Here is a 23148-nt window from a genome sequence, read left to right on the forward strand (position 1 = left end):
ATGACTTACTTTTGACCGCTATTTCTGACAATTCACGCAGTAAAACGTGGAACGCTGTCCCTGCACGATTTGCCGGATCGGCGCGCCGCATACGCGGCACGGCTTGCCCGCGCGGTTGTACGTGAAATACGTCTGCTGGAAGTAGCCGGACTGGCCGTTCACGCCGATGAAGTCGCGCAGGGTGCTGCCGCCTTGCACGATGGCTTCGGCCAGCACGTCGCGGATCGCTTGCGCCAGTTTCTCATAGCGCGCCAGACCGATGCGCCGGGCCGGCGTCTTCGGGTTGATCCCCGCGCGAAACAGGCTTTCGGAACAATAGATATTGCCCACGCCGACGACGATATCGCCCGCCATCAGTACCTGCTTGATGTTGGTGCCCTTGTTGCGTGTTTTTTCGAACAGTAGCCGGCCCGTGAAGCCGCCTTCCAGCGGTTCCGTACCCAGGCCGCGCAGCAGCGCGTGGCCATCGAGCGGGCCGTCTGCCTCGTCGTGCCACAGAACGGCGCCGAAGCGGCGCGGGTCCGTCATGCGCAGCACCTGGCTGCCGCCGTCCGCGTCTTCCACGACGAGGTCGAAATGGTCGTGCTTTTGCGCCTCCGTCCCCGTCGGCAGCACGCGCAAATGGCCCGACATGCCCAGGTGGATGATCAAGGTGCCGTGGCGGAAGTGGATCAGCAGGTATTTGCCGCGCCGCCCCGTCAGGCCGATGGTTTGCCCCGACAGTTGTTCGCCCAGGGCCGGGGGGAAGGGCCAGCGCAGGCCGTCGCGGCGCAGCACGACGGCGCGCACGGCGCGGCCCTCGATGTGGGGCGCGACACCGCGCCGTGTGACTTCGACTTCTGGCAATTCTGGCATAGGGCTCGAATGGTTGAAAACCGGGTAAAAACAGGCGGGTTGCCGGCGCAGGGCTGGCCCGGGCCGGCTACGCCGCCACGACGTATATATTTCGTTACATACGTGAAGTACGCGATAGCCGCGTTGGGCGTAGAATCAAACTTTGCCGTTTAGCCAGGATCAGCCTTTGAAAAACGCTTTCGCCATTGTAACCTTGTCCGCCCTGATGGCCACGCATGCCATGGCGCAGACGCCTGTCGCCCCCGCCGATGCCGCGGCCGGCCCCTCTGCGGCCGCGCCCGCCGCGCCGCAGGAGCCGGACGCCACCTCCAAGGCGGGGCCCGGCGGCGACGAGCTGCCGAAGGTCGAGCTGAGCAGCGATTTGCTGTACAAGCTGACCAAGGCCGAGATGGAATTCAAGAGCGGCCAGTGGCAAGGGCCGTACGTGACGATGATGGTGGCGGCGCAGCAGACGCGCGATCCGCGCCTGGCGCGCCGCGCATCCGAAATGGCGCTGGCCGCCAAGCAGGGCAGCGAAGCGCTGGCGGCCATCCGCCTGTGGCGCGAGCTGGCGCCCGATTCGGACGAGGCGACGCAGTTCTTCCTCGGCTTTGTCGTGTTGACGGACAAGATCGAAGAGGCGGAACCGATTTTCGCCGAGCGCCTGGCCAATGCGCCGGCGGGCGCGCGCGGCGTGGCCCTGTTTCAGATGCAACAGATCCTGTCGCGCTCGAATGACAAGCTGTATGCCTATTCGATGGTGACGCGCCTGGCGCAGCCTTACCTGGACATGTTCGAAGCGCATCTGGTGCTGGCGCAGGGCGCCCTGTCGATCGGTGAGCGTGAACGCGCCATCGGCGAAGCGAACAAGGCGCTGGCCATCAAGCCGAACTCCGAGCTGGCTGCGCTGACCCTGGCGCAGGTGACGGGCGAGCCCGAGGCGGCGGGCAAGGTGCTGGCCACTTTCCTGCAAAAGAATCCGGACGCCGTCGAAGTGCGCGGCGCGTATGCGCGCCTGCTGGTCGAACAAAAACAGCTCGAGCCGGCGCGCGACCAGTTCCTGCTGCTGCTGAAAAGCGCGCCCGATAACGTGGGCGCCCTGTATGCGCTGGGTATCGTGGCGTTGCAGCTGGAAGACACCAAGGGCGCGGAGCAGTACTTCAAGCGTTTCCTGGCCGTGCTTGAAAAATCCCCTGGCGATACGCGCGATCCGTTCAAGGCCCTGATGATTTTGTCGCAGATCGCCGAGACGCGCGGCGACACGGCCGGTGCGATCGCCTGGCTGGACAAGGTCGACAACAGCGCTTCCGCCGGCTATGTCGAGGCGCGCTTGCGCCGCGCCCAGTTGATCGCCCGTGGCGGCAATCTCGATGCGGCGCGCAAGGCGCTGACGGAAATCGAAACGGACGATCCGGCAAGCCAGGCGCAGGTGTTGCTGGTCGATGCGCAATTCCTGCGCGACGCCGGCTATGTGCAAAGCGCCTACACGGTGCTGGAAAACGCCTTGCTGCGCTTCCCCGACAATCCGGAACTGCTGTACGACTACGCCTTGCTGGCCGAGCGCCTGGATAAACTCGAGCTGATGGAAGCGAGCCTGCGCCGCGTGATGGCGCTGGCGCCCGACAATCAGCATGCGTATAACGCCCTGGGCTACTCGCTGGCCGAGCGGGGCATCCGCTTGCCGGAAGCCCATGCGCTGATCGAAAAAGCCTTGCAGATGGCGCCGGGCGACCCGTTCATCATGGACAGCATGGGCTGGGTGCAGTTCCGCATGGGCAACTTGGCTGCCGCGGAAAACGCCTTGCGCCGTGCCTATGCCGTGCGCAGCGATCCGGAAATCGCCGTCCACCTGGGCGAAGTGCTGTGGCAGAAGGGCGACAAGGATGAAGCGCAAAAACTGTGGCGCGATGCGCGAAGCAAGGACCCGAAAAACGATGCGCTGAAAAGCACCCTGGCGCGCCTGAATGTCAGTTTGTGATTGAATCGATTAACTCAACTATAAAAAACCAGCGCCATGGCGCTGGTTTTTCCTTGTGCCCATGTTAAAAAAACTCCTTCCCCTCACGCTCGTCTGCCTGTCCCTCTCGGCCTGCTCGACCCTGACTTCCCCCTTTTCGTCCGGCGCCGCGCCATCCGCTCAAACCGTCGCCCCATACCGCGAGCAGGTGGAGCTGACGGGCCGCTTGAATGTCGTGTACCAGAAGGATGACAAGCCCGAATCGGCGACCGTCAATTTCAACTGGCAGCAGACGGCGCAGCGCACGGACGTGACCCTGTATTCGCCCGTCGGCAGCACTCTGGCGACGATTGCCGTCACGCCGCAGCAGGCCGTGTTGACGCAAAGCGGAAAGGCGCCGCGCAGCGCGCCCGATGTCGATACCCTGAGCGCGCAGATGCTGGGCTGGTCCTTGCCCGTGTCGGGCTTGCGCGACTGGCTGCAGGGATACGCCGTGGGCGCCGACGGCAAGCGCTTTGTCGCTTCGCCCGCGAACGACAGCGTGACCACCAAAGACGGCTGGCGTTTGCGCTATGTGTCGTGGCAAGAAGTAGGGCAAAATGCGGCCGACAATACACCGGGCGCCTTGCCGCAACCGCGGCGTATCGATGCCGAACGCAATGCCAGCGCGCAGGCCGATGCCGTCTCGCTGCGCATCGTGCTCGATCCCGCCACTTCCGCACCTGCACCATGACACTGACGACCCTGAACAATTGCCCGGCACCGGCCAAGCTGAACTTATTTCTACACGTCAACGGCCGCCGCGCCGATGGCTACCATCTGCTGCAGACGGTGTTCCAATTGCTCGACCATGGCGACACCTTGCACTTCGCGCTGCGCGACGACACGGCGATTGTCCGCGTGACGGCGCTCGCCGGTGTGCCGCAGGAGCAGGACCTGATCATCCGCGCCGCGAAACTGCTGCAGGCCGAGGTGCTGCGCCGCAAGGGCGCCTTGCCGCGCGGCGTCGATATCGCCATCGATAAAGTGTTGCCCATGGGCGGCGGCCTGGGGGGCGGCTCGTCCGACGCGGCCACGGCGTTGATGGCGCTGAACCGTTTGTGGCAAGCGGGGTTGACGCGCGAGGAATTGATGGCGCTGGGCTTGCCGCTGGGCGCCGATATCCCGTTTTTTATCTTTGGCGAGAATGCCTTTGCCGAAGGCGTGGGCGAGGCCTTGCAGCCTGTCGCCACGCCAGCATGCTGGTATGTGGTGATCGAGCCGGGCGTGCAAGTACCCACCGCCGCAATTTTTTGCGCGGAAGGCTTGACGAGAAATACCGAACCCGTCACAATAGCGGACTTTTCCAGGTACCTCGCAGACGGAAACGATGCGGGCGGGTTTGGTAAGAATGATTTACAGCAAGTAGCATGCAGTCTTTTCAAGCCGGTAGCAGATGCGGTAAAATGGCTGGGTGCTTACGGTGAGGCCAGGATGACTGGTTCCGGTGCTTGTGTGTTTAGTGCGTTTGGCAGTCAGGAAGAAGCGGATGCGGTGCTCAGCAATGTGCCACCAGTCTGGATCGCCTGGAAGGCAAAAGCGCTGAGTCGCCATCCGATGCTCACCATGTTGTAGAGAGTAAAAAAAGATTTTGCTTAGCGTCAAATAGTCGGTATAATACTGGCCAACATGACGGCAAGCAGTCAGTAACGTAGGGGAATCGCCAAGCTGGTTAAGGCACTGGATTTTGATTCCAGCATGCGAAGGTTCGAATCCTTCTTCCCCTGCCACCATTTCACCGTAGTCTGTCGATGCGAAGTTGGCGTCCAGTGCGGGAAAAAGCAGATATGTCGCCACGCGGCATATTCTAAACAATGACTGACCGGGCCTATGCCCGGTTAGTGCTTTTCAAGACTTCTATATCACCTCTTGGGACTCCCATGGCTTACGAAAACCTGATGGTTTTTACCGGCAACGCGAATCCAGCGTTGGCAGAGGGGGTCGCAAAAAACCTCGGCATCCCTCTCGGTAAAGCAAACGTTTCGAAATTCTCCGACGGCGAAGTAATGGTCGAGATTAACGAAAACGTGCGCGGCAAGGATGTTTTTGTTTTGCAATCCACCTGCGCTCCAACCAACGACAGCCTGATGGAAATCATGCTGATGGTTGATGCCTTGAAACGTGCTTCCGCTGGCCGCATCACCGCCGCGATTCCTTACTTCGGCTACGCCCGCCAAGACCGTCGTCCCCGCTCCGCGCGTGTGGCGATTTCGGCCAAGGTGGTGGCGAACATGCTGGAAGAAGCCGGTGTCGAGCGCGTCCTGATCATGGACTTGCACGCTGACCAGATTCAAGGTTTCTTCGATATTCCAGTCGACAATATTTACGCTTCGCCAATTTTGCTGGGCGACCTGCAAAAGAAAAACTACCAGGATTTGCTGGTGGTGTCGCCGGACGTCGGCGGTGTGGTACGTGCGCGCGCCCTGGCTAAACGCCTGGGCTGCGACCTGGCCATCATCGACAAGCGTCGTCCAAAAGCGAACGTGTCCGAAGTGATGAACATCATCGGTGAAGTCGAAGGCCGCAACTGCGTGATCATGGATGACATGGTCGACACGGCAGGCACCCTGACCAAGGCTGCCGAAGTGCTCAAAGAGCGCGGCGCGAAAAAAGTCGTGGCGTATTGCACGCACGCGGTGCTGTCGGGCCCGGCGATCGACCGTATTTCGGCTTCGCCACTCGATGAGCTGGTCGTGACCGACACGATCCCCCTGTCCGAAGCGGCCCTGGCCTGCGGCAAGATTCGTCAATTGACGTGCGCGCCGCTGCTGGCCGAGACGTTCAAGCGCATCATCAAGGGTGATTCGGTTATTTCCCTCTTTATCGACTAATTCGGTAAATAGAAACAGACGTAATGCCTGCGGCGCGACCGGCTTTTTGCCTGTTGCGCCGCAGTGTTTTAGTTTTCGGGGTGCGTATGCGCCCATTTCCGAAGATTCCTGGTCGCGGGAATCTTCATAACACAAGGCGCAAGCCTTGTTCTTCTTGGAGTTTCACATGAAAGTTATCGCATTTAAACGCGAATTGCAAGGTTCCGGAGCGAGCCGCCGCCTGCGCATTTCCGGCCAAACCCCTGGTATCGTCTACGGTGGCGCTGAAGCCCCGGTGCTGATCTCGCTGGATCACAACGCCCTGTACCACGCGTTGAAAAAAGAAGTGTTCCACTCGTCGATCCTGGATCTGGAAATCGACGGCGTTTCCCAGCAAGTTCTGTTGCGCGACTTCCAAGTCCACGCATACAAACAACTGGTTCTGCACGCTGACTTCCAGCGCGTTGACGCTAAGCAAGCTATCCACGTGAAAGTGGCGCTGCACTTCATCAACGCTGACGTTTCGCCAGCAGTCAAACTGCACGGCGCGACCATCAGCCACGTAGCCAACGAAATCGAAGTTTCGTGCCTGCCAGGCCAACTGCCGGAATTCATCAACGTTGACCTGTCGAACATCGACGTCGGTCACTCGCTGCACGTCGGCGACCTGGTCCTGCCAGCTGGCGTGACCGTTGTCGCCCATGGCGACAACCTGACCATCGCTACCGCTTCGGTACCGGCTGGCCACGTTGCCGCTGAAGCCGAAGCCGCTGCTGCCGAAGCCGACAAGAAGTAATTTTGCCGCCGCAGCAATGCGGTAGTCGCAAGGAAAAACCCGCCAGGTTCGCCGCGCGGGTTTTTTTCTGCCTGTTTTCACCGATAATGTTTTCTTTTTCATTGCAGACACAGCCATGCCCATACGCCTGATCGTCGGCCTCGGCAACCCGGGACCCGAATACGAACAAACCCGCCACAATGCCGGTTTCTGGCTGGTGGACAATCTTGCCAACAGCTTGCCCGGCACGCGCTTGCAGCGCGATTCGCGCTATAACGCCATGCTGGCAAAAACGTCGATCGCCGGCAAGGAAGTCTGGCTGCTCGAACCGCTGACCTTCATGAACCGCTCGGGCCAGTCCGTGGGCGCGCTGGCGCGCTTTTTCAAGATCGCCGCCGATGAAGTGCTGGTGGTGCACGACGAGCTCGATCTGATGCCCGGCATTGCGCGCCTGAAGAAAGGTGGCTCGGCCGGCGGCCACAATGGCTTGAAAGACATCACGGCCGCGCTGGGCACGCAGGATTACTGGCGCTTGCGCCTGGGCATCGGTCACCCGCGCACCCTGAGCCTGCAGCAGCAGGTGGCCGACTTCGTGCTGCACCGGCCGCGCCGCGAAGACCAGGAATTGATCGAGCAAGCGATCGAGAAATCCTTGCAGGTGATGCCGCAGATCGTCGAAGGCAAGTTCGAGGCGGCGACCATGAAGCTGCATACGGCTTGAGAACAGGGCCTGATGGCGTCACGATACGGCTGTTTTGGCGTCATTTGCCCATCATCGGGCTTTTGAAGCGCGCCTGTCAGGGGTACAATTGACCCCTTGAAATGCAGCACACGCACCATTCCCGGAAAACGGCGAGCGATAGCTCCGTTTTCCCTAACAGCACGGCAAGCACGCCGATAGACGGCGCCATGTGCTTTGATTATTAAAGGTTTTCCATGAGTCTCCAATGCGGTATCGTCGGCTTGCCGAACGTCGGCAAGTCCACCCTGTTCAATGCACTGACGAAAGCCGGCATTCCGGCTGAAAACTATCCGTTCTGCACCATCGAGCCGAACGTCGGCGTCGTTGAAGTGCCGGATCCACGCATGGATGCGCTGGCCGCCATCGTCAAGCCGGAACGCACGGTCAACGCCATCGTGGAATTCGTCGACATCGCCGGCCTGGTGGCTGGCGCATCGAAGGGCGAGGGCCTGGGCAACCAGTTCCTGTCGCACATTCGCGAAACGGACGCTATCGTCAACGTCGTGCGCTGTTTTGAGGATGATAACGTCATCCACGTGGCCGGCAAGATCAGCCCGCTCGACGATATCGAAGTCATCCAGACCGAACTGGCGCTGGCCGACATGGGCACCGTGGAAAAAGCGATTCATCGCGAAAACAAGAAAGCCCGCTCGGGCGACAAGGACGCGGCCAAGCTGCTGGCCATCATGGAACGCATGATGCCTTACCTGAACGACGCCAAACCGGTGCGCGCGATGGGCCTGGACGCCGACGAAATGGAACTGATCAAGCCCTTGTGCCTGATCACGGCCAAGCCGGCCATGTTCGTGGCCAACGTCTCCGACACGGGCTTTACCAACAACCCGCTGCTGGACCAGCTGACCACCTACGCACAATCGCAAAACGCGCCCATCGTCGCCATCTGCGCATCGATGGAAGCGGAAATCGCCGATCTGGATGCCGCCGACAAGGGCGCTTTCCTGGCTGACATGGGCCTGGAAGAGCCCGGCCTGGACCGCCTGATCCGCAGCGCCTACAAGCTGCTGGGCCTGCAAACCTACTTCACGGCGGGCGTGAAGGAAGTGCGCGCCTGGACCATCCATGTGGGCGACACGGCACCGCAAGCGGCCGGCGTGATCCATACCGACTTCGAACGCGGCTTCATCCGCGCGCAAACCATCGCCTATGACGATTTCATCGCCTACAAGGGAGAAGCCGGCGCCAAGGAAGCGGGCAAGATGCGCGCCGAAGGCAAGGAATACGTGGTCAAGGATGGCGACGTGCTGAACTTCCTGTTCAACGTCTAGCACAGACGCTTGCTGGCGAACACCAGCAACATATTGCATCAGTCCATTGCGAAATGCCGCTCAATATATCTGGGCGGCATTTTTGTTTGTATATTTGAAAAGGCCAGCCATGCAGTCAGAGAAACAACCGCTCGTTTCCATTGTCATGGCCACGTATAACCGTAGCAATATCCTCGGCTATGCGATTCAATCGGCACTCGCCAGCACTCTGCAGGACTGGGAGCTGATTGTCGTCGGTGACTGCTGCACCGATGATACTGCCGAGGTGGTCGCCGCGTTCGGCGACGCGCGTATCCGCTTTGTGAATCTGGAAACCAATTACGGCGAGCAGACGGGGCCAAACAATATGGGCGTCAGCCTGGCGCGCGGCACCTATCTGGCATTCCTGAACCACGATGACCTGTGGTTGCCCGATCATTTGCAAAGTAATATCGATGTCCTCGAGCGCACCGGGGCCGACCTGGTCTTTGGCCAGGGACTGGTGGTCTTGCCGGTGGGATATCACATGGTGGGGGCGCTGGTGGACGGTGTGCAACCTTACCGTCCGTGGATGGACGTGCCGGCTACCCTGTGGGTCATGCGGTGTGAACTGGCCCGGCAGATCGGGCCATGGCAGCCATCATGGGAAGTGCGCTGCTGGCCATCGCAAGCCTGGTTGCACCGCGTCTATCGTGCGGGACGGCCGATGTTGGCCCATCCCCGCATCGGCGCCATCCTGATCCAGTCTGGCAGCCGCAGCAATGCCTATCTGGACCGGCAGCACAGCGAGCATGCATACTGGTGGGCGCACATGCAAGATCCGCTGAATATTTTGCAGGCGGTCAGCACGCTATATGGCAAGGTGGGCCATGAACGGCTGATTGCGCCGCTACAGTCTGCCATGACGACCATGAAAGTGTTGTCGCGCCGCCTTTGTTATATGTTGGGGTTGTGGCCGCCGCATCCCGGTTTCTGGCTCAGGTATTGGCGCAAAGGGACGTTTATACGTGAATTACGCCGCCGCCGGGGATTAAAGGACATGCCGCGGCGATAGATAATACGCTGGCAATACATAAGCGCATTTTTATAAAATTTCGGGGGTAAATCTGGTGGCTGAGAAAAATAACTGGTTGTTGGCTGGCGCGAAACAGGATGGTGAAAGCATTACCAAGGAATGGAAGCCGACGGCTCCTTTCTTGATCGATGGCGTGATCTTTCAGGAAATCAAGCCCGTGCTGACGGCGTACGGCAGCCTGACGGAAATTTTCCGGACTGAATGGGTGCCCGATGCAGCCCAGATAGGCCAGATATTCGCCTCGACCCTGGAGCCCGGCGGACTGAGCGCCTGGCATGCGCATGCCATCACGACGGACCGTCTGTTCGTGGCGGCAGGCCAGATGCGCGTGGTGCTGTACGACGCGCGCGAGGACTCGCCCACCTTTGGCATGCTCAACGAATTCAAGCTGGGCACCAAGCGTCCCGGCCTGCTCGTCGTGCCGCCGCGCGTCTGGCATGGTGTGCAAAATTACTGCAGCACGCCTGCCATCCTCGTCAATGCGGTGGACCATGCGTATCGCTATGATGCACCGGACCACTGGCGCGTGCCGGCCGATTCGGACACGGTGCCGTATCGCTTTTCCAACGACAGGCACGGCTGAGATGCCTGGCCCGGCTGAACGATGCGCCTGAACCGTCTCGCGGGTTTTTCAGCCGGTCCCATTTTGTCGCTGCTGTGCAGCCTTGCCATCGTGCCTGCCGTAGCCTGGCTGTTTCCCCCTGCCGACATCGGCAAGCTGGATTTCTTCATGACCGCGTGCACGGTGGCCGGTTTGCTGCTGTCGCTGGGGCTGGATAAGGCCTTTCTGCATGAATACCATTACAGCACGAGTCGTAGCGGCTTGCTGAAAGCGTGCCTGCTGCCGGCCGTGCTGCTCGCCCCGGTGGCGCTGGCTGTGATATTCGTGTTTGCCATGCCGGTAGCGCGACTGTTATTTGATGTGACGCAACCAGCACTGGCCTTCCTGTTCGCTGCGGGCATGCTGAGCGCCCTGGCCAATCGCCTGATCGCGCAGTTATTTCGCATGCAGGAGCGCGCCTGGGTATTCAGCCTGGCGCAGGTGCTGCCAAAAATCACACTGCTGTTGCTGCTGCCTGTCCTGTGGTGGGATCCGCAGCGCAATTTCGTGCACCTGGCAAGCCTGGTTGTGGCCACCACCTGGGTGGTCACGCTCTGGCTGCTGTGGCATGCGCGCGCATCGCTGGCGCAAGCCTGGAACGCCGCCATGGACCGCGCGCTGCTGCGGCGCCTGCTTTCCGAGGCGGGGCCCCTGCTGGTGAGCGGTATTTTCTACCTGTCCATGCTGTCGGCCGGCATGGGTTTGCTGCGTTTCTTTGCCGGCTTTGACGAGCTTGGGATTTATGCGCTGGCCACGCGCGTGGCCGCCGGCGCCTGGCTGGTGCAGTCGATTTTTACGATTGTCTGGGTGCCGCAAGTGCACAAATGGGCCGCCGTCGGCGGCGACCTGTCGAATATCGCGGCCATTTGCCGTCATGCGCAGGCCATCGTGGTCGTGGGTTTTTGCCTGGCGGGCGCTCTTGCCTGGCTGATCGGATGGGTCTTGCCTCCCAACTATCATGGCGTCGCCTATCTGGCGGTGGCCACCGTGGGCCAGCCGCTGTTGTATGCCCTGGCGGAAGTGACCGGTGTCGGCATCAATCTGGCCCGCCGGCCCGCCTTGGTCATCCTCTCCTTCGCGCCAGGTTTGCTGACGACGTTGCTGATCGGCGCCTTGCTGGTACCTTCCTGTGGCGCCACGGGCGCCGCCGTGGCGCAGCTGCTGGGTTTCCTCGTGTATTTTGTCATCAAGACGGAACTGGGCATGCGCGTCTGGCGTCCGTTGCCGCGCCGTTCGCTGTATCTGAGTGCCGTCCTGCTGTCGCTGCTGGCGGCGGGCCATGCGTTTTTTGCGCAGCGTCTGGGGCCGCTTGCCCCGCTGGCATGGTGCGTGCTGCTGGCGGCCGCACTGCACGTCTACCGGCCTTCGCTGTGGGCCGCCTTCAGGCTGCTGAGGCCGGTCCAACAGCAGGGCTGACAGCATTTGCTGCGCATAGCCGTATTGCGCTTTCCTTGTCACTCCGCGTACAATGAGAATAATTCTCATTTATAATCCGATGCGCCTGTTCTTGCCGGCCGTTGGCGACAGGAAGGGTATCGTGAGCACCGCCGAGTTAGCGCTTCAGCAGCAAGTCCGCAGTTTGTACACCGACCACCATGGCTGGCTGCGGGGCTTGTTGCGCCGAAAGCTGGGCAATGCCTTCGATGCAGCCGACCTGGCGCACGACGTGTACCTGCACCTGATGAAGACGGGGCGCGTACCGCCGGCCGGGGAGTCGCGGCGTCATCTGACGCAGATCGCCAACGGCATGGTCATCGACCTGTACCGCCGCCGCCAGATCGAAGCGGCCTACCTGGCAGTGCTGGCCCTGGTGCCCGAAGCGCTGGCGCCGTCCGAGGAAGAGCGCGCCCTGGTGCTGGAAGCGCTGGCGGAAATCGACGCCGTGCTGCACCGGCTGCCGGCCAAGGCGCGCCAAGCCTTGCTGCTGTGCAAGCTCGACGGCATGAGTTACCGCGACATCGCCGCCGAACTGCACGTTTCTGTTTCGTCCGTTGAAAAATATATCGCCGCCGGCTTGCTGGCCTGCTACCAGGCCTTGCATGGGCAGGATGCCTGAGCCATGGAAGTGCTGATTGCGCCGGCCATCGTCCGGCAGGCTGCCCGGTGGATGGCGCGCCTGTGGTCCGATGACGCCAGCGACGAGGACCAGGCCGATTGCGCCCGCTGGCGCGCTGCCCATCCGCACCACGACCTCGCCTGGCAGCGCCTGCAAGCGTTCGAAGGCAGGCTGCACAGCGTGCCGCGCGACGTGGCCCGCCATGCGCTGCGCGAACCGGCCTGCGCCGCCTACCTGAACCGCCGCCGTGCCCTGAAGTTGCTGGCCATGCTGTTGCCCGTGGGCGGCATGCTATATGCGGCGCGCGGCACGGATGCCTGGCAAGTGGCCATGGCAGGCCACGCTACGGAGAAAGGGGAAATTCGCGAAATCATGTTGCCTGACGGTACGCGCGTGATGCTCGCTTCCGCTTCCGCCATCGACGTGCGCTTCGACGCCAGCGAGCGCCGGCTGATCCTGCGGGCAGGGGAAATCCTCGTCACCACGGCGCACGATCCCGATCCGGCGCAGCGGCCTTTCCGCGTGCAGGGCCGCCACGGCACGGTGCGGGCCCTGGGCACGCGTTTTACTTTGCGACAAGACGAACACACGTCGCGCGTCGCCGTCTTCGAGGGCGCCGTCGAGGTGCGCCTCGCGCATGCGCCGGAGCGGCCCGTGCGCATCGCCACGGGCCAGGGCGCCGTCTTCTCGGCCGACATCGTACAGTCTGGCGCGCCTGCCTCCGCCAGCGCCGCAGCCTGGACGAAAGGCGTGCTGGTGGCCGACAACATGCGCCTCGATGACCTGCTTGCGGAACTTGCCCGCTACCGGCCCGGCCTGTTGCGCTGCGACCCGGCCGTGGCCAGCCTGAGCGTCAACGGCGTGTTTTCCTTGCGCGATACGGACCGCGCGCTGCACAACCTGGCGCTGGCCTTGCCGGTGCAGGTGGTCGCGCGTACGCGCTACTGGGTCACGGTGCAAGCCATCCCCCAGGCCGCTGCCTGATAATTTCGCACGCGCGATTGAGGGTTTGGCATTCTCGTTCGGGATATAGGGTAAGAGCCACCCTTATCCATTGAACTTATGCACGTTTTTCCCCGCTTTCTCCATGAGTAGCCCAAGCCGCCAAGCCGGCCCGATCAGCCGGATACTGCACCCCATCCGCAGACGCCTGATCGCCGCCGCCATGCTGGCCGGCACAGGTTCCATGCTCACCCTGGTGCCGCTGGCGGGCATCGCACACATCGCGCAAATCGCCCTGGACCCTGCGCTGGCGCAAGGCGAGCTCTGGCCTATCATCATCGCCAGCGTCGCTTGCCTGTTCCTTGGCATGGCGTTGATGTCGCTGGGCGAGCTGGCAGCCCATCTGGCCGACAACCGCCTCACCCACCAGTTGCGCCTGCAAGCCATGCAGCGCCTGGGGCAAGTGCCGCTGGGCTGGTTCACCAGCCGGGCCTCGGGCGAGGTCAAGCAGGCGATGCAGGATGACATCAACACCCTGCACAGCCTCACTGCCCATTTTTATACGACGACGGGACGCGCCGTGGGCGCCATCGCCATTTCCGTGATTTATCTGTTCGCCATGGACTGGCGCCTGGCCCTCGTGGCTATCCTGCCATTTCCCGGATTTTTCCTGTTCTTCGGCCGCGCCATGAAGGCCAGCGGAAGCAATATGGAGCAATTTGTCGCCGGCATGGGGCGCATCAACAATGCGGTGGTGGAGTTCGTCAATGGCATTCCCGTGGTCAAGGCTTTCGGCGCCACGGGCCGTGCGCATGGCAGCTACCGCGCGGCCGTCGACGCTTTCGCCGACTCTTTTGCCGCATTCACGCGTCCGCTGGTCGGTTCGATGGCCAACGCCAATGCGCTGATCGCGCCCGTCGCCGTGCTGGGCGTGGTGGTGCTTGCCGGTACGGCCTTCGTGGCGCTGGATTGGATGGCGCCCGTGGACATCCTGCCGTTCTCCCTGGTGGCGCCCGGCATCTCCGCGCCCATGCTGCTGTTGCATTACCTGACGCACGACCTCAACAACGCCACGGGCGCCGCCCAGCGCGTGCAAGCCTTGCTCGATACACCCGTGCTGGCACAGCCGGCGCCCGACCAGCAGCAGTTGCCGAACGGCACCGAGATCCGAGTCGAACACGTTGCTTACACCTACGACGGACAGAACAAGGTGCTGTCGGACATCAGTTTCACTTTGCAAGCTGGCACGGTGACCGCCATCGTCGGCGCCTCCGGTTCCGGCAAGTCGACCCTGGCGCGGCTGCTGCTGCGCTTTTTCGACCCGACCGAGGGACGCATCACCCTGGGCGGCGTCGACCTGCGCCACATCGCCACGCCCGAGCTGTACCGGCGCATCGGTTTCGTGCTGCAGGAAGTGCGGCTGATCCACGCCAGCGTGCGCGAGAACATCGCGCTGGGGCGGCCTACGGCCAGCAGCGACGAGGTTGAGGAAGCGGCGCGCCTGGCGAACATCCACGAACGCATCCTGGCCTTGCCGCGTGGCTACGATTCCGTGATCGGCGAGGATGCGCAACTGTCCGGAGGCGAGTTGCAGCGCGTGAGCATCGCCCGCGCCGTGCTGCTCGATCCAAACGTGCTGGTGCTCGATGAAGCGACTGCGGCGGCCGACGCGGAAAACGAGGTGGCGATCCAGGATGCGCTGTCGCGCTTTGCCCGGGGCCGCACCCTGCTGGTGATCGCGCACCGGCTCGATACCATCATGCACGCCGACCACATCATCGTCGTCGAGAGCGGCGCCATCGTCGAGCAGGGCAGTCATGCCGGATTGCTCGCAGACAAGGGCCGCTACGCGCAACTGTGGGCGCTGGGCGGTTACCAGGATACCCAGGAAGAGGCGAGCCCGTCATGCTGAAGACTTTCATACAATTGCTGGGAGACGATGCGCCTGTCTTCCGCCGCTACTGTGCCATGGCCGTCGCGTATGGCGTACTCAGCGGGCTGACGATCACCGCGCTGGTGCTGGCGCTGGGCCGGCTGCTGGCTGGTGACACGGGCGGCGCGGCCCTGTGGCTGCTGGTGCTGCTGGCCGGGCTGGTCGCCTGCTGGGGCTGGCGGCGCCAGGTGGAAAAGGCGGGCGTGCGCGTGGGCGTGACGGTGCTGCAAGGGGCGCGCCAGCGCCTGGGCGACCACGTGGCGCGCCTGCCCGTCGGCTGGTTCACGCCGGAGAACACGGCGAAACTGGGCCACGTCATCACGCAGGGCATGATGAACGTGGCGCAACTGCCGGCCCACGTGCTCACGCCCGTCATTTGCGGCGCCGTCACACCCCTGGTGCTGCTGGCCGCGCTGTTCGCGCTGCACTGGCAGCTGGGCGTCATGGCGCTGCTGGCGCTGCCCCTGCTGGCGGGCGCCTTGCGGCTCACGGCGCACCTGGGCCAGCGCGCCGACGACGCCTACCACCGGCATTTTGCCCAGACCAGCCAGCGCCTGGTGGAGTTTGCGCAAGCGCAATCCGTCTTGCGCGCCTTCAATGGTAACGGCGGTGGCGACGGTACGCGCTTTTTGCGGCTAGCCATCGACGGGCAACGCCACGCCGGCTCGCGGCTGATCTATCTGTCGGCCCTGTCGTCGGTGCTTAACGCCTGGGCCGTGCAAGCCATCTTCGCCGCCTTGCTGGCCGCCGCCGCGCTGTGGCTGCAGGGCCTGCTGGGTGCGGCATCGGCTGCGGGTGACGCTATTTCTGTCATCGTGGCGCTGCTGCTGGTGGTGCGCTTTGTCGATCCGCTGCAGGAAGTGGCCAGCTATGGCGAAGTGCTGCGCGGCGCGCGGGGGCCGCTCGACGCGGCGCGCGATATTTTCGCCGTGCAGCCGCTGCCGGAAGCGCACAAGCCGCAAGCGCCGCGCGATGGCGCCGTCGAGTTGCGCGGCGTAGGTTTTCGCTATGTACAGGAGCAGGCCGACGTATTGACGGACATCAATCTGCACATTGCACCGGGCAGCATGACGGCGCTGATCGGCGCCTCCGGCTCCGGCAAGACGACATTAGTACGTCTGATCGCGCGGTTCTTCGACGCTAGCCAGGGTGAAGTGCTGGTGGGCGGCGTCGATGTGCGGAATATGTCCAGCGAACAACTGGCAGGGCAGATCAGCCAGATCTTCCAGGATAGTTATCTGTTCCAGGGCAGCATCGGCGACAACATCCGCCTCGGCAAGCCCGGCGCCACCGATGCCGAAGTGCTGGATGCGGCGCGCCAGGCGGGCGTGGCCGAGATCATCGCCCGCCTGCCGCAGGGACTCGCTACGCCGGTGGGCGAGGGCGGCGCGCGCCTGTCCGGCGGCGAACGCCAGCGCATCGCGATTGCCCGCGCGCTGGTCAAGGATGCACCGATTTTGCTGGTCGACGAAGCGACGGCCGCGCTCGATGCGGAAAACCAGGCCGCCATCGCCGAGGCGCTGGCGCGGCTGCGCGGCAAGCGCACGGTGATCGTCATCGCCCACCAGCTGTCGACGGTGGCCATGGCCGACCAGATCGTCGTGCTCGATGGCGGCACGATCCGCGAGCAGGGCGCGCCAGCCACCTTGCGCGCTCAGCATGGCTTGTATGCCTACTTCCTGGCCCAGCGCCAGGCGGCCAAGGGCTGGCGTATCGCCTGCGCGCCGGAGTCCGGCAGTTGACACGCGCGCGTCTGCTTTTTCTTTTCATACTGCTCTGCTGCGCTTCCTTGCTGGTCGGCGCCAGGCAGATGGAGTGGGCACAGCTGCTGTCACCATCGTTGTCTTCCGGCGTGCTGTCCGACGCGCTGTCCGCCGATGCCTGGCTGACGCTCACGGCCAGCCGCCTGCCGCGCCTGGCGGCGCTGGTGCTGACAGGTATCGGCCTGTCCGTCTGCGGTGTCATCCTGCAGCACATCGTGCGCAACAAATTCGTCGAGCCGGCCACCTCGGGCGGCCTCGACGCGGCCAAGCTGGGCATCCTCGTGTCGCTGACGGTAGTTCCCGCAGCGGGCACGGCGGGCAAGATGGCGTTCGCGCTGGCCTTTTGCCTTGCCGCCAGCGTACTGTACGTGGCCTTGATCCGCCGTATCCGCTTCAAGAACACGATTCTGGTGCCCGTCATCGGCCTCGTGTATGGCGGCGTACTCAGTGCCGTGGCCGAGTTTTATGCCTATCGCAACAACATCCTGCAAAGCATGCAGGGTTGGCTGCTCGGCGATTTCTCGCGCATCGTGCAGGGCAACTATGAAATCATTTATCTGATCTTGCCCATCGTTGCCCTCACGTATCTGTACGCGCAACGCTTTACCGTGCTGGGCATGGGAGAAAGGATGGCCACCAGCCTCGGCCTGAACTATGCGGCCACGGTGGCGCTGGGCCTGATGCTGGTGGCCGTCACCGTGGCGGCCACGGTGATCACGGTAGGGGCGATTCCGTTTGTCGGGCTGGCCATTCCGAACCTGGTGGCTTTGCGCCATGGCGACAATCTGGGCCGCACCCTGCCCATCGTGGCGTTGTGCGGCGCCTCGCTGCTGCTGGCCTGCGACATCGCCGGACGCTTGCTGATCTACCCGTTCGAGGTGCCGATCGGCCTGACGGCTGGCGGCGTGGGCGGCCTGCTGTTCCTCATATTGATCATCCGGGGGCGGCGATGAAGCGGCTATTCAAGCAGCGGACGCTGTGGCTGGCCGTGTTTGCCCTGGCGCTGGCCTTTCTCTTCCTCGGCGCGAATTTTGACTTCGATTACATCATCCCCAAGCGCATCTCTCGCCTGGCCGCCATTGCCATCGGCGGCGTCTGCGTGGCCGTGTCGTCCATCGTGTTCCAGACCATCGCCGGCAACCGCATCCTGACGCCGGCCGTCATGGGCTATGAAGCCGTGTACCTGCTGCTGCAGTCGCTGCTGATCCTCGCGATGGGCATGCACAGCGTGGTGCTGCTGGGACACAACGGCAATTTTGTCGTGTCGATCGCGCTGATGCTGGCGTATTCCTGGGCCATCCACTATTGGCTGTTTCGTGATGGCAAGAACAACGTGTATTTCCTGTTGCTGCTGGGATTCGTGCTGACGATGGTGATCGCTACGTTCACTCAGTTCATCCAGCTGCGCATCAGCCCGGGCGAATTTGCCATCTTGCAGGGATTCAGCCAGGCATCGTTCAACAAGGCGCAGCCCGCACAATTGTTGACCTCGGCCCTGCTGGTGGGTGCCGCCTGCGTGGCCGTGCTGAAAACCTTGCCGGCGCTCGACGTGCTGGCGCTGGGACGCGAGCAAGCCATCTCGCTGGGGATCGATTACCGGCGCATGGTGCAGCTGCAACTGGCGCTGATCTCCGTGCTGGTGGCGGTGTCGACGAGCCTGCTGGGTCCGACGGCCTTCATGGGCATCTTTGTGGCGAACACAACGTATGCCCTGGCCCGCACTGCGCGCCATCGCGTCACTTTGCCCCTGGGCTGCGCCATCGCCATCGTCATCTTCCTGGCCGCCCAGCTGTTGGTCGAGCACGTTTTTAACTACCGGACCACGGTCGGCATCCTCGTCAACCTGGTGTGTGGCGCGTACTTCCTCGCGCTCATGGTCCGTACCCGAGGCACCGCATGATCCACGTCAACCATATCGAAAAAAGCTACGGCGCCAGGCGCGTGCTGGCCAACGTCAGCGCGCAGTTTCCCAAGGGGAAAGTGACATCCTTGATCGGCCCCAACGGCGCCGGCAAGACCACCTTGCTGATGCTCATCGCGCGCCTGCTGGAACCGGATCAGGGGGAAATTCTGCTCGGCGGGCGCAGCATCGCGGACATGCGCATTGCTGACTATGCACGGCAAGTGGCCACCTTGCGCCAGTCGCCTGATTTCAACCTGCGCCTGACGGTGGAAGAGCTGGTCGCCTTCGGCCGCTTCCCCTACAGCCGTGGCACGCTGACGCCGCAGGACCGGCTGGCCATCGACGAGGCGATCGCCTTTTTGTCGCTCGAAGCGCTGCGTGCCGCCTATGTCGATGAACTGAGCGGCGGCCAGCGCCAGATGGCCTTCCTGGCCATGACGATTGCCCAGCAGACGGACATTGTGCTGCTCGACGAGCCGCTCAACAACCTGGACATGAAACACGCCGTGCAGATCATGCGCGCGCTGCGCCGCCTGTGCGACGAGCAGGGCCGCACGGTGATCTTGGTGATTCACGACATCAACTTCGCCGCCAATTTCTCGGACCACATCGTCGCCATGCAGGGCGGCGCCGTGCGCTTTTCCGGCCCCGCGCACGAGGTCGTCACCGGGGAACGCTTGCGCGCCTTGTACGACATCGATTTCCACATCGTGCGCGACGAACGCGGCTGTGTCTGCAATTACTTTACCCCCACAGGAGCTTGAGATGATCTGCAACAAATCTTTCTGCGCGCTGGCCGTGCTGGTCGCCGCCTTAGCCGTCTTGCAAGGCTGTACCGACAAGACGGCGAGCGCACCGCCAGCGCCTGCCGCCTCGGCCACACAGCCGGCGTTTGCTCCCATCACCATCGTGCACAAGTTGGGCACGACGGTGATCGAACAGCGTCCCCGGCGCGTGGCCGTGCTCGACATGAATGAAGTCGATTTCCTTGACCAGCTGGGCGTGCCGGTTGCCGGCATGGTGAAGGATTACGTGCCGCACTTTCTCACCCGCTACAAGGACGACCAGGGCATCCGCGACCTGGGCGCCATCGTGCAGCCGAATCTCGAACATATCCACGCGCTCCAGCCCGACCTGGTGCTGATGACGTCGATCCAGGCCAACCACTATCAGGAACTGAGCCAGATCGCGCCCACCTTGCACTTTGACGTGGATTACCAGAACAGCGAGAGCAAGCACATCGAGGTGGTCAAGCAGCACTTGCTGACACTGGGGCGTATCTTCGGCAAGGAAGACATCGCCAGCAGGAAAGCGCAGGAACTCGACGCCAAGGTGGCGGATGCGCGCAAGGTGACGCAGGACCGTCCCGAGAGGGCGCTGATCGTGCTGCACAACAACGGCGCCTTCAGTGCATTCGGCGTGCAGTCGCGCTACGGCTTCGTCTTCGATGCGCTGGGCGTGAAACCGGCCAGCACGGCCGTCGAAGCGGGCTTGCATGGGCAGCCCATTTCCAGCGAGTTCATCCAGCAAGCCAATCCCGACATCATTTATGTTGTCGACCGTACGGCCGTGATGGAACACCGTCCCGTCATGACGGCCGAACAGATGGCCAATCCGCTCTTGCGCCAGACCAATGCCTGGAAGAATGGCCGTGTCGTCTTCGTCGATGCCGATGCCTGGTACATCACGGCAGCCAGCGTGACGTCGCTGAAACGGGTGATCGACGACGTGCTCAGGGGGTATCAATAATACGAGCTATTTTTTAATGATTCGTATTTGCATTGAGGGTTTTGCCTTTTCGTTCGGGAGATAGGGTGAGAACAAGCAATCATCCCATCTGAAAAGGACTTAACTTATGGCAACACGCATGGCGACACGCCACCTTCCCGCCTTGAACCTGAGCCGTATCGCCACCGCCGTGCAACTGGCGCTCGTCACGGGCCTGACCGTGGGGGCGCTGGGCGTGGCGGCCCCGCAGGCCTTTGCGCAAGCGGCGCAAGTCCGGCAAGCGTTCAGCGTGCCGGCCGGTGCGCTGGGCCTGGCGCTCAACACCTTTGCTGCCGAGGCGGGGGTCGAACTGACGGTCGATGCAGGTTTGCTGCAGGGCAAGAACAGCGCCGGCCTGTCCGGCAGCTATAGCGTGCCCGAAGGATTTTATGAATTGCTGCGTGGACACGGCTTGCAGGCCGTGCGCGAGGGCAATGGCAGCTACACGCTGCGCCGCGAGCCGGCGCACAGCGCCAGTGCAGAGGCCGCCGCAACCATGCCGGCCGTGACGGTCTGGGGCACAGGCAACACTGTTACTGATGCCTATGCAGGTGGGCAAGTGGCGTCCGGCGGGCGCGTGGGTTTTCTGGGCGACAAGGATTTCATGGAAACCCCGTTCAACACCATCAGCTATACGGATAAATTCATCGAAGACCGGCAAGCGCGCGACATCACCGATGTGATCTCGGCTGCCGACCCTACCGTCTTCAGCAGCGGCATGACGGGCATCATCGGCGAGAATTATTCGATACGCGGGTTCAGTTCCGGCACCAGCGACGTCGCGTTTGGCGGGCTGTTCGGCATCTCGCCCGTGTACCGCACTTCTCCCGAGATGTTCGAACGCATCGAAGTGCTGAAAGGCCCCTCGGCCTTGCTCAACGGCATGCCGCCGGGCGGTTCGGTGGGCGGCAGCATCAATCTGGTGCCCAAGCGCGCGGGCGAGGCGCCGCTGGCGCGCGTGACGGCGTCGTATATGTCGGATTCCCAGTTCGGTGGACATGTAGATATGGGTCAGCGCTTTGGTGCAAACAAGCAATTCGGCATCCGCATCAACGGCGTCTACCGCGACGGCGAAGGCGCCATCGAGCATCAGAAAAAGAAGACACAACTTGCGTCGGTAGGACTCGACTGGCGCGGCGTTGGTGCGCGCCTGTCCGCCGACCTGTACAGCAGCGAAGACCGCGCGCGGGGTTTGAACCGTGGCGTCAACCTGGCCGCCGGCCTGCCCGTGCCGCGTCCGCCAAAACCGGAGACCTTGCTCAATCCCAGCTGGGCCTTCTATGACACGAAGGACAAGGGCGCCATGCTGCGCGGCGAATATGATGTGAACGAACAACTGATGGCGTATGCCGCCATCGGCGCCGGCAAGGCCGATTACCAGTCGACGGGCGCCTACCTGATCCAGGTGTTCAATGCGGCTGGCGACTACCGCACCAATCTGGCGGACCTGGGTTTTAAGCTGGAAAAACAATCGGCGGAAGTGGGCGTGAAGGGCAAGTTCCGCACAGCCGGCATCAGCCATCAATGGGCGGCCAACGCCACGTATTACCACCACACGGACCAGCAGTTCGGTCGCAGGAATACCTTGGCGCAAGATTGGATCACGAATATCTACCATCCCGTCTGGGGTCCAGCGACCCGCTTCGAGGCGCCGCAAATTTCGAAGACGGAACTGCGCCTGGCCAGTGTCGGACTGGTCGATACCCTGTCGTTTGCGCAGGATCAAGTGCAACTGACGGCGGGCTTGCGACGCCAGGAAGTGCTCAACGACAGCTTCAATGTGAAGACGGGCGCGCGAACCTCCCGCTATGACGCCGCCGCCACGACGCCGGCCGTCGCCTTGCTGGTCAAAGCCGCCAGGAATATCGCGCTGTACGCCAATTACATCGAAGGCTTGAGCCAGGGTGCGACGGCTCCCATGACGGCGGCCAACGCGGGGGAAGTCTTTGCCCCGTACAAATCCAAGCAGATGGAGGCTGGCGTCAAGGTCGACCTGGGCGAATTCGCCCATACGTTCAGCGTGTATGAAATCAAACGCCCCGGCAGCTATGTTGATCCGGTCAGCAATGTCTTTTCCTTTGGCGGTGAGCAGCGCAACCGCGGCGTCGACTGGGGATTTTTTGGCTCGCCCGTGCGCGACGTGCGCCTGATGGGCGGTATCGCCTATGTGGACCCGACCCTGGCCAGGACGAATAACGGTGTCAACCAGGGCAAGCAGGCGGCGGGCGTGCCCAAGCTGCAGGCCAAGCTGGGCGTGGAGTGGGATGCGCCGCCTGTGCCGGGGCTGACCCTGACGGCGAACGCGACGGCGGCATCGAAGCAATACATCAATGAAGACAATTCCATGTCGGTACCGGGCCGCAGCGTATTTGACATGGGCGCGCGCTATGCCACCCGTGCCGCCGGCCGGCCGTTGACCGTGCGCGCCAGCGTGAGCAACGTGGGCAACAAGGCGTACTGGGCGTTACCGCAATGGACCAGCCTGGGGCTGGGCGCGCCGCGCACTTTCATGCTGTCGGGAACCATGGATTTTTGAAGGCGGTGTGTCGCACCTGCTGTTTGACAATGCCCCGCCTGTGCGGGGCTTTGTCGTTCTCGGGCCTTGCTGCTTGCCCAGATCGGCTTCCGGGTTTGGGCCCAAAAAATACCGCTACCACAACTGATAAAAATCAAAGCCAGAAGACGC

20 protein-coding genes and 1 tRNA gene are annotated in these 23148 nt (G+C 62.7%); 20 read left to right on the forward strand and 1 reads right to left on the reverse strand.

The window, feature by feature from the left end; genetic code table 11:
* Positions 1-18: 18 nt before the first annotated feature.
* Positions 19-855 (reverse strand): bifunctional DNA-formamidopyrimidine glycosylase/DNA-(apurinic or apyrimidinic site) lyase, encoded by an 837-nt coding sequence (mutM, locus tag O0882_RS21365; protein WP_071079741.1) that lies wholly within the window; start codon positions 853-855, stop codon positions 19-21.
* A gap of 166 nt (positions 856-1021) precedes the next feature.
* Here mutM and O0882_RS21370 point away from each other — a divergent pair, with 166 nt between their 5' ends.
* The 20 genes from O0882_RS21370 (at position 1022) to O0882_RS21465 (ending at position 22998) form a co-directional block, all read left to right on the forward strand.
* On the forward strand, positions 1022-2812 hold the full coding sequence (locus tag O0882_RS21370; RefSeq protein WP_289951275.1) for a tetratricopeptide repeat protein: 1791 nt from the start codon (positions 1022-1024) through the stop codon (positions 2810-2812).
* A gap of 61 nt (positions 2813-2873) precedes the next feature.
* Positions 2874-3524, forward strand: coding sequence for an outer membrane lipoprotein LolB (locus O0882_RS21375; protein ID WP_289951277.1), 651 nt, complete (start codon positions 2874-2876; stop codon positions 3522-3524).
* Entirely contained in the window at positions 3521-4405 is an 885-nt protein-coding gene (gene ispE / locus O0882_RS21380) for a 4-(cytidine 5'-diphospho)-2-C-methyl-D-erythritol kinase (RefSeq protein ID WP_289951279.1), read from the forward strand. Before O0882_RS21375 ends, ispE begins: the two co-directional genes overlap by 4 nt.
* Before the next feature lie 78 nt (positions 4406-4483).
* Positions 4484-4560: transfer RNA gene (locus O0882_RS21385), tRNA-Gln, on the forward strand.
* A gap of 150 nt (positions 4561-4710) precedes the next feature.
* The gene (locus tag O0882_RS21390; RefSeq protein WP_034753270.1) at positions 4711-5661 is read left to right on the forward strand and encodes a ribose-phosphate pyrophosphokinase; all 951 of its coding nucleotides are present in this window, start codon (positions 4711-4713) and stop codon (positions 5659-5661) included.
* Between the two features lie 166 nt (positions 5662-5827).
* Positions 5828-6436 (forward strand): 50S ribosomal protein L25/general stress protein Ctc, encoded by a 609-nt coding sequence (locus tag O0882_RS21395; protein ID WP_289951281.1) that lies wholly within the window; start codon positions 5828-5830, stop codon positions 6434-6436.
* A 115-nt stretch (positions 6437-6551) separates the two neighbouring features.
* On the forward strand, positions 6552-7136 hold the full coding sequence (gene pth / locus O0882_RS21400) for an aminoacyl-tRNA hydrolase (protein WP_071079737.1): 585 nt from the start codon (positions 6552-6554) through the stop codon (positions 7134-7136).
* A gap of 215 nt (positions 7137-7351) precedes the next feature.
* Positions 7352-8443 carry a redox-regulated ATPase YchF gene (ychF, locus tag O0882_RS21405; protein ID WP_219136128.1) on the forward strand — a complete coding sequence of 364 codons (1092 nt, stop codon included), beginning with the start codon at positions 7352-7354 and terminating at the stop codon, positions 8441-8443.
* A gap of 109 nt (positions 8444-8552) precedes the next feature.
* Positions 8553-9476 carry a glycosyltransferase family A protein gene (locus O0882_RS21410; protein WP_289951285.1) on the forward strand — a complete coding sequence of 308 codons (924 nt, stop codon included), beginning with the start codon at positions 8553-8555 and terminating at the stop codon, positions 9474-9476.
* 55 nt (positions 9477-9531) lie between these two features.
* Complete coding sequence (locus tag O0882_RS21415) at positions 9532-10080, forward strand: dTDP-4-dehydrorhamnose 3,5-epimerase family protein (RefSeq protein ID WP_289951286.1); 549 nt, start codon at positions 9532-9534, stop codon at positions 10078-10080.
* A gap of 21 nt (positions 10081-10101) precedes the next feature.
* Positions 10102-11514: an oligosaccharide flippase family protein gene (locus O0882_RS21420; RefSeq protein ID WP_289951288.1), complete on the forward strand. Its 1413-nt coding sequence runs from the start codon at positions 10102-10104 to the stop codon at positions 11512-11514.
* 121 nt (positions 11515-11635) lie between these two features.
* Positions 11636-12154 (forward strand): sigma-70 family RNA polymerase sigma factor, encoded by a 519-nt coding sequence (locus O0882_RS21425; protein ID WP_289951291.1) that lies wholly within the window; start codon positions 11636-11638, stop codon positions 12152-12154.
* A gap of 3 nt (positions 12155-12157) precedes the next feature.
* Positions 12158-13138 carry a FecR domain-containing protein gene (locus O0882_RS21430; protein WP_289951293.1) on the forward strand — a complete coding sequence of 327 codons (981 nt, stop codon included), beginning with the start codon at positions 12158-12160 and terminating at the stop codon, positions 13136-13138.
* 103 nt (positions 13139-13241) lie between these two features.
* The gene (locus O0882_RS21435; protein ID WP_289951295.1) at positions 13242-15008 is read left to right on the forward strand and encodes an ABC transporter ATP-binding protein; all 1767 of its coding nucleotides are present in this window, start codon (positions 13242-13244) and stop codon (positions 15006-15008) included.
* Positions 15002-16771 (forward strand): ABC transporter ATP-binding protein, encoded by a 1770-nt coding sequence (locus O0882_RS21440; RefSeq protein ID WP_289951296.1) that lies wholly within the window; start codon positions 15002-15004, stop codon positions 16769-16771. Before O0882_RS21435 ends, O0882_RS21440 begins: the two co-directional genes overlap by 7 nt.
* Positions 16768-17745 (forward strand): iron chelate uptake ABC transporter family permease subunit, encoded by a 978-nt coding sequence (locus tag O0882_RS21445; RefSeq protein ID WP_289951298.1) that lies wholly within the window; start codon positions 16768-16770, stop codon positions 17743-17745. Before O0882_RS21440 ends, O0882_RS21445 begins: the two co-directional genes overlap by 4 nt.
* A complete protein-coding gene (locus O0882_RS21450; protein WP_289951301.1) occupies positions 17742-18692 on the forward strand; it encodes an iron chelate uptake ABC transporter family permease subunit in 951 nt (316 codons plus the stop codon). Before O0882_RS21445 ends, O0882_RS21450 begins: the two co-directional genes overlap by 4 nt.
* Positions 18689-19459: an ATP-binding cassette domain-containing protein gene (locus tag O0882_RS21455; protein WP_289951303.1), complete on the forward strand. Its 771-nt coding sequence runs from the start codon at positions 18689-18691 to the stop codon at positions 19457-19459. Before O0882_RS21450 ends, O0882_RS21455 begins: the two co-directional genes overlap by 4 nt.
* A 1-nt stretch (position 19460) precedes the next feature.
* Complete coding sequence (locus O0882_RS21460; RefSeq protein ID WP_289951306.1) at positions 19461-20444, forward strand: siderophore ABC transporter substrate-binding protein; 984 nt, start codon at positions 19461-19463, stop codon at positions 20442-20444.
* Between the two features lie 106 nt (positions 20445-20550).
* Positions 20551-22998: a TonB-dependent receptor gene (locus O0882_RS21465; protein WP_289951308.1), complete on the forward strand. Its 2448-nt coding sequence runs from the start codon at positions 20551-20553 to the stop codon at positions 22996-22998.
* Positions 22999-23148 lie beyond the last annotated feature (150 nt).

It is taken from the genome of Janthinobacterium sp. SUN073, assembly GCF_030397665.1.
In the GTDB taxonomy this organism is placed as follows: domain Bacteria; phylum Pseudomonadota; class Gammaproteobacteria; order Burkholderiales; family Burkholderiaceae_D; genus Janthinobacterium.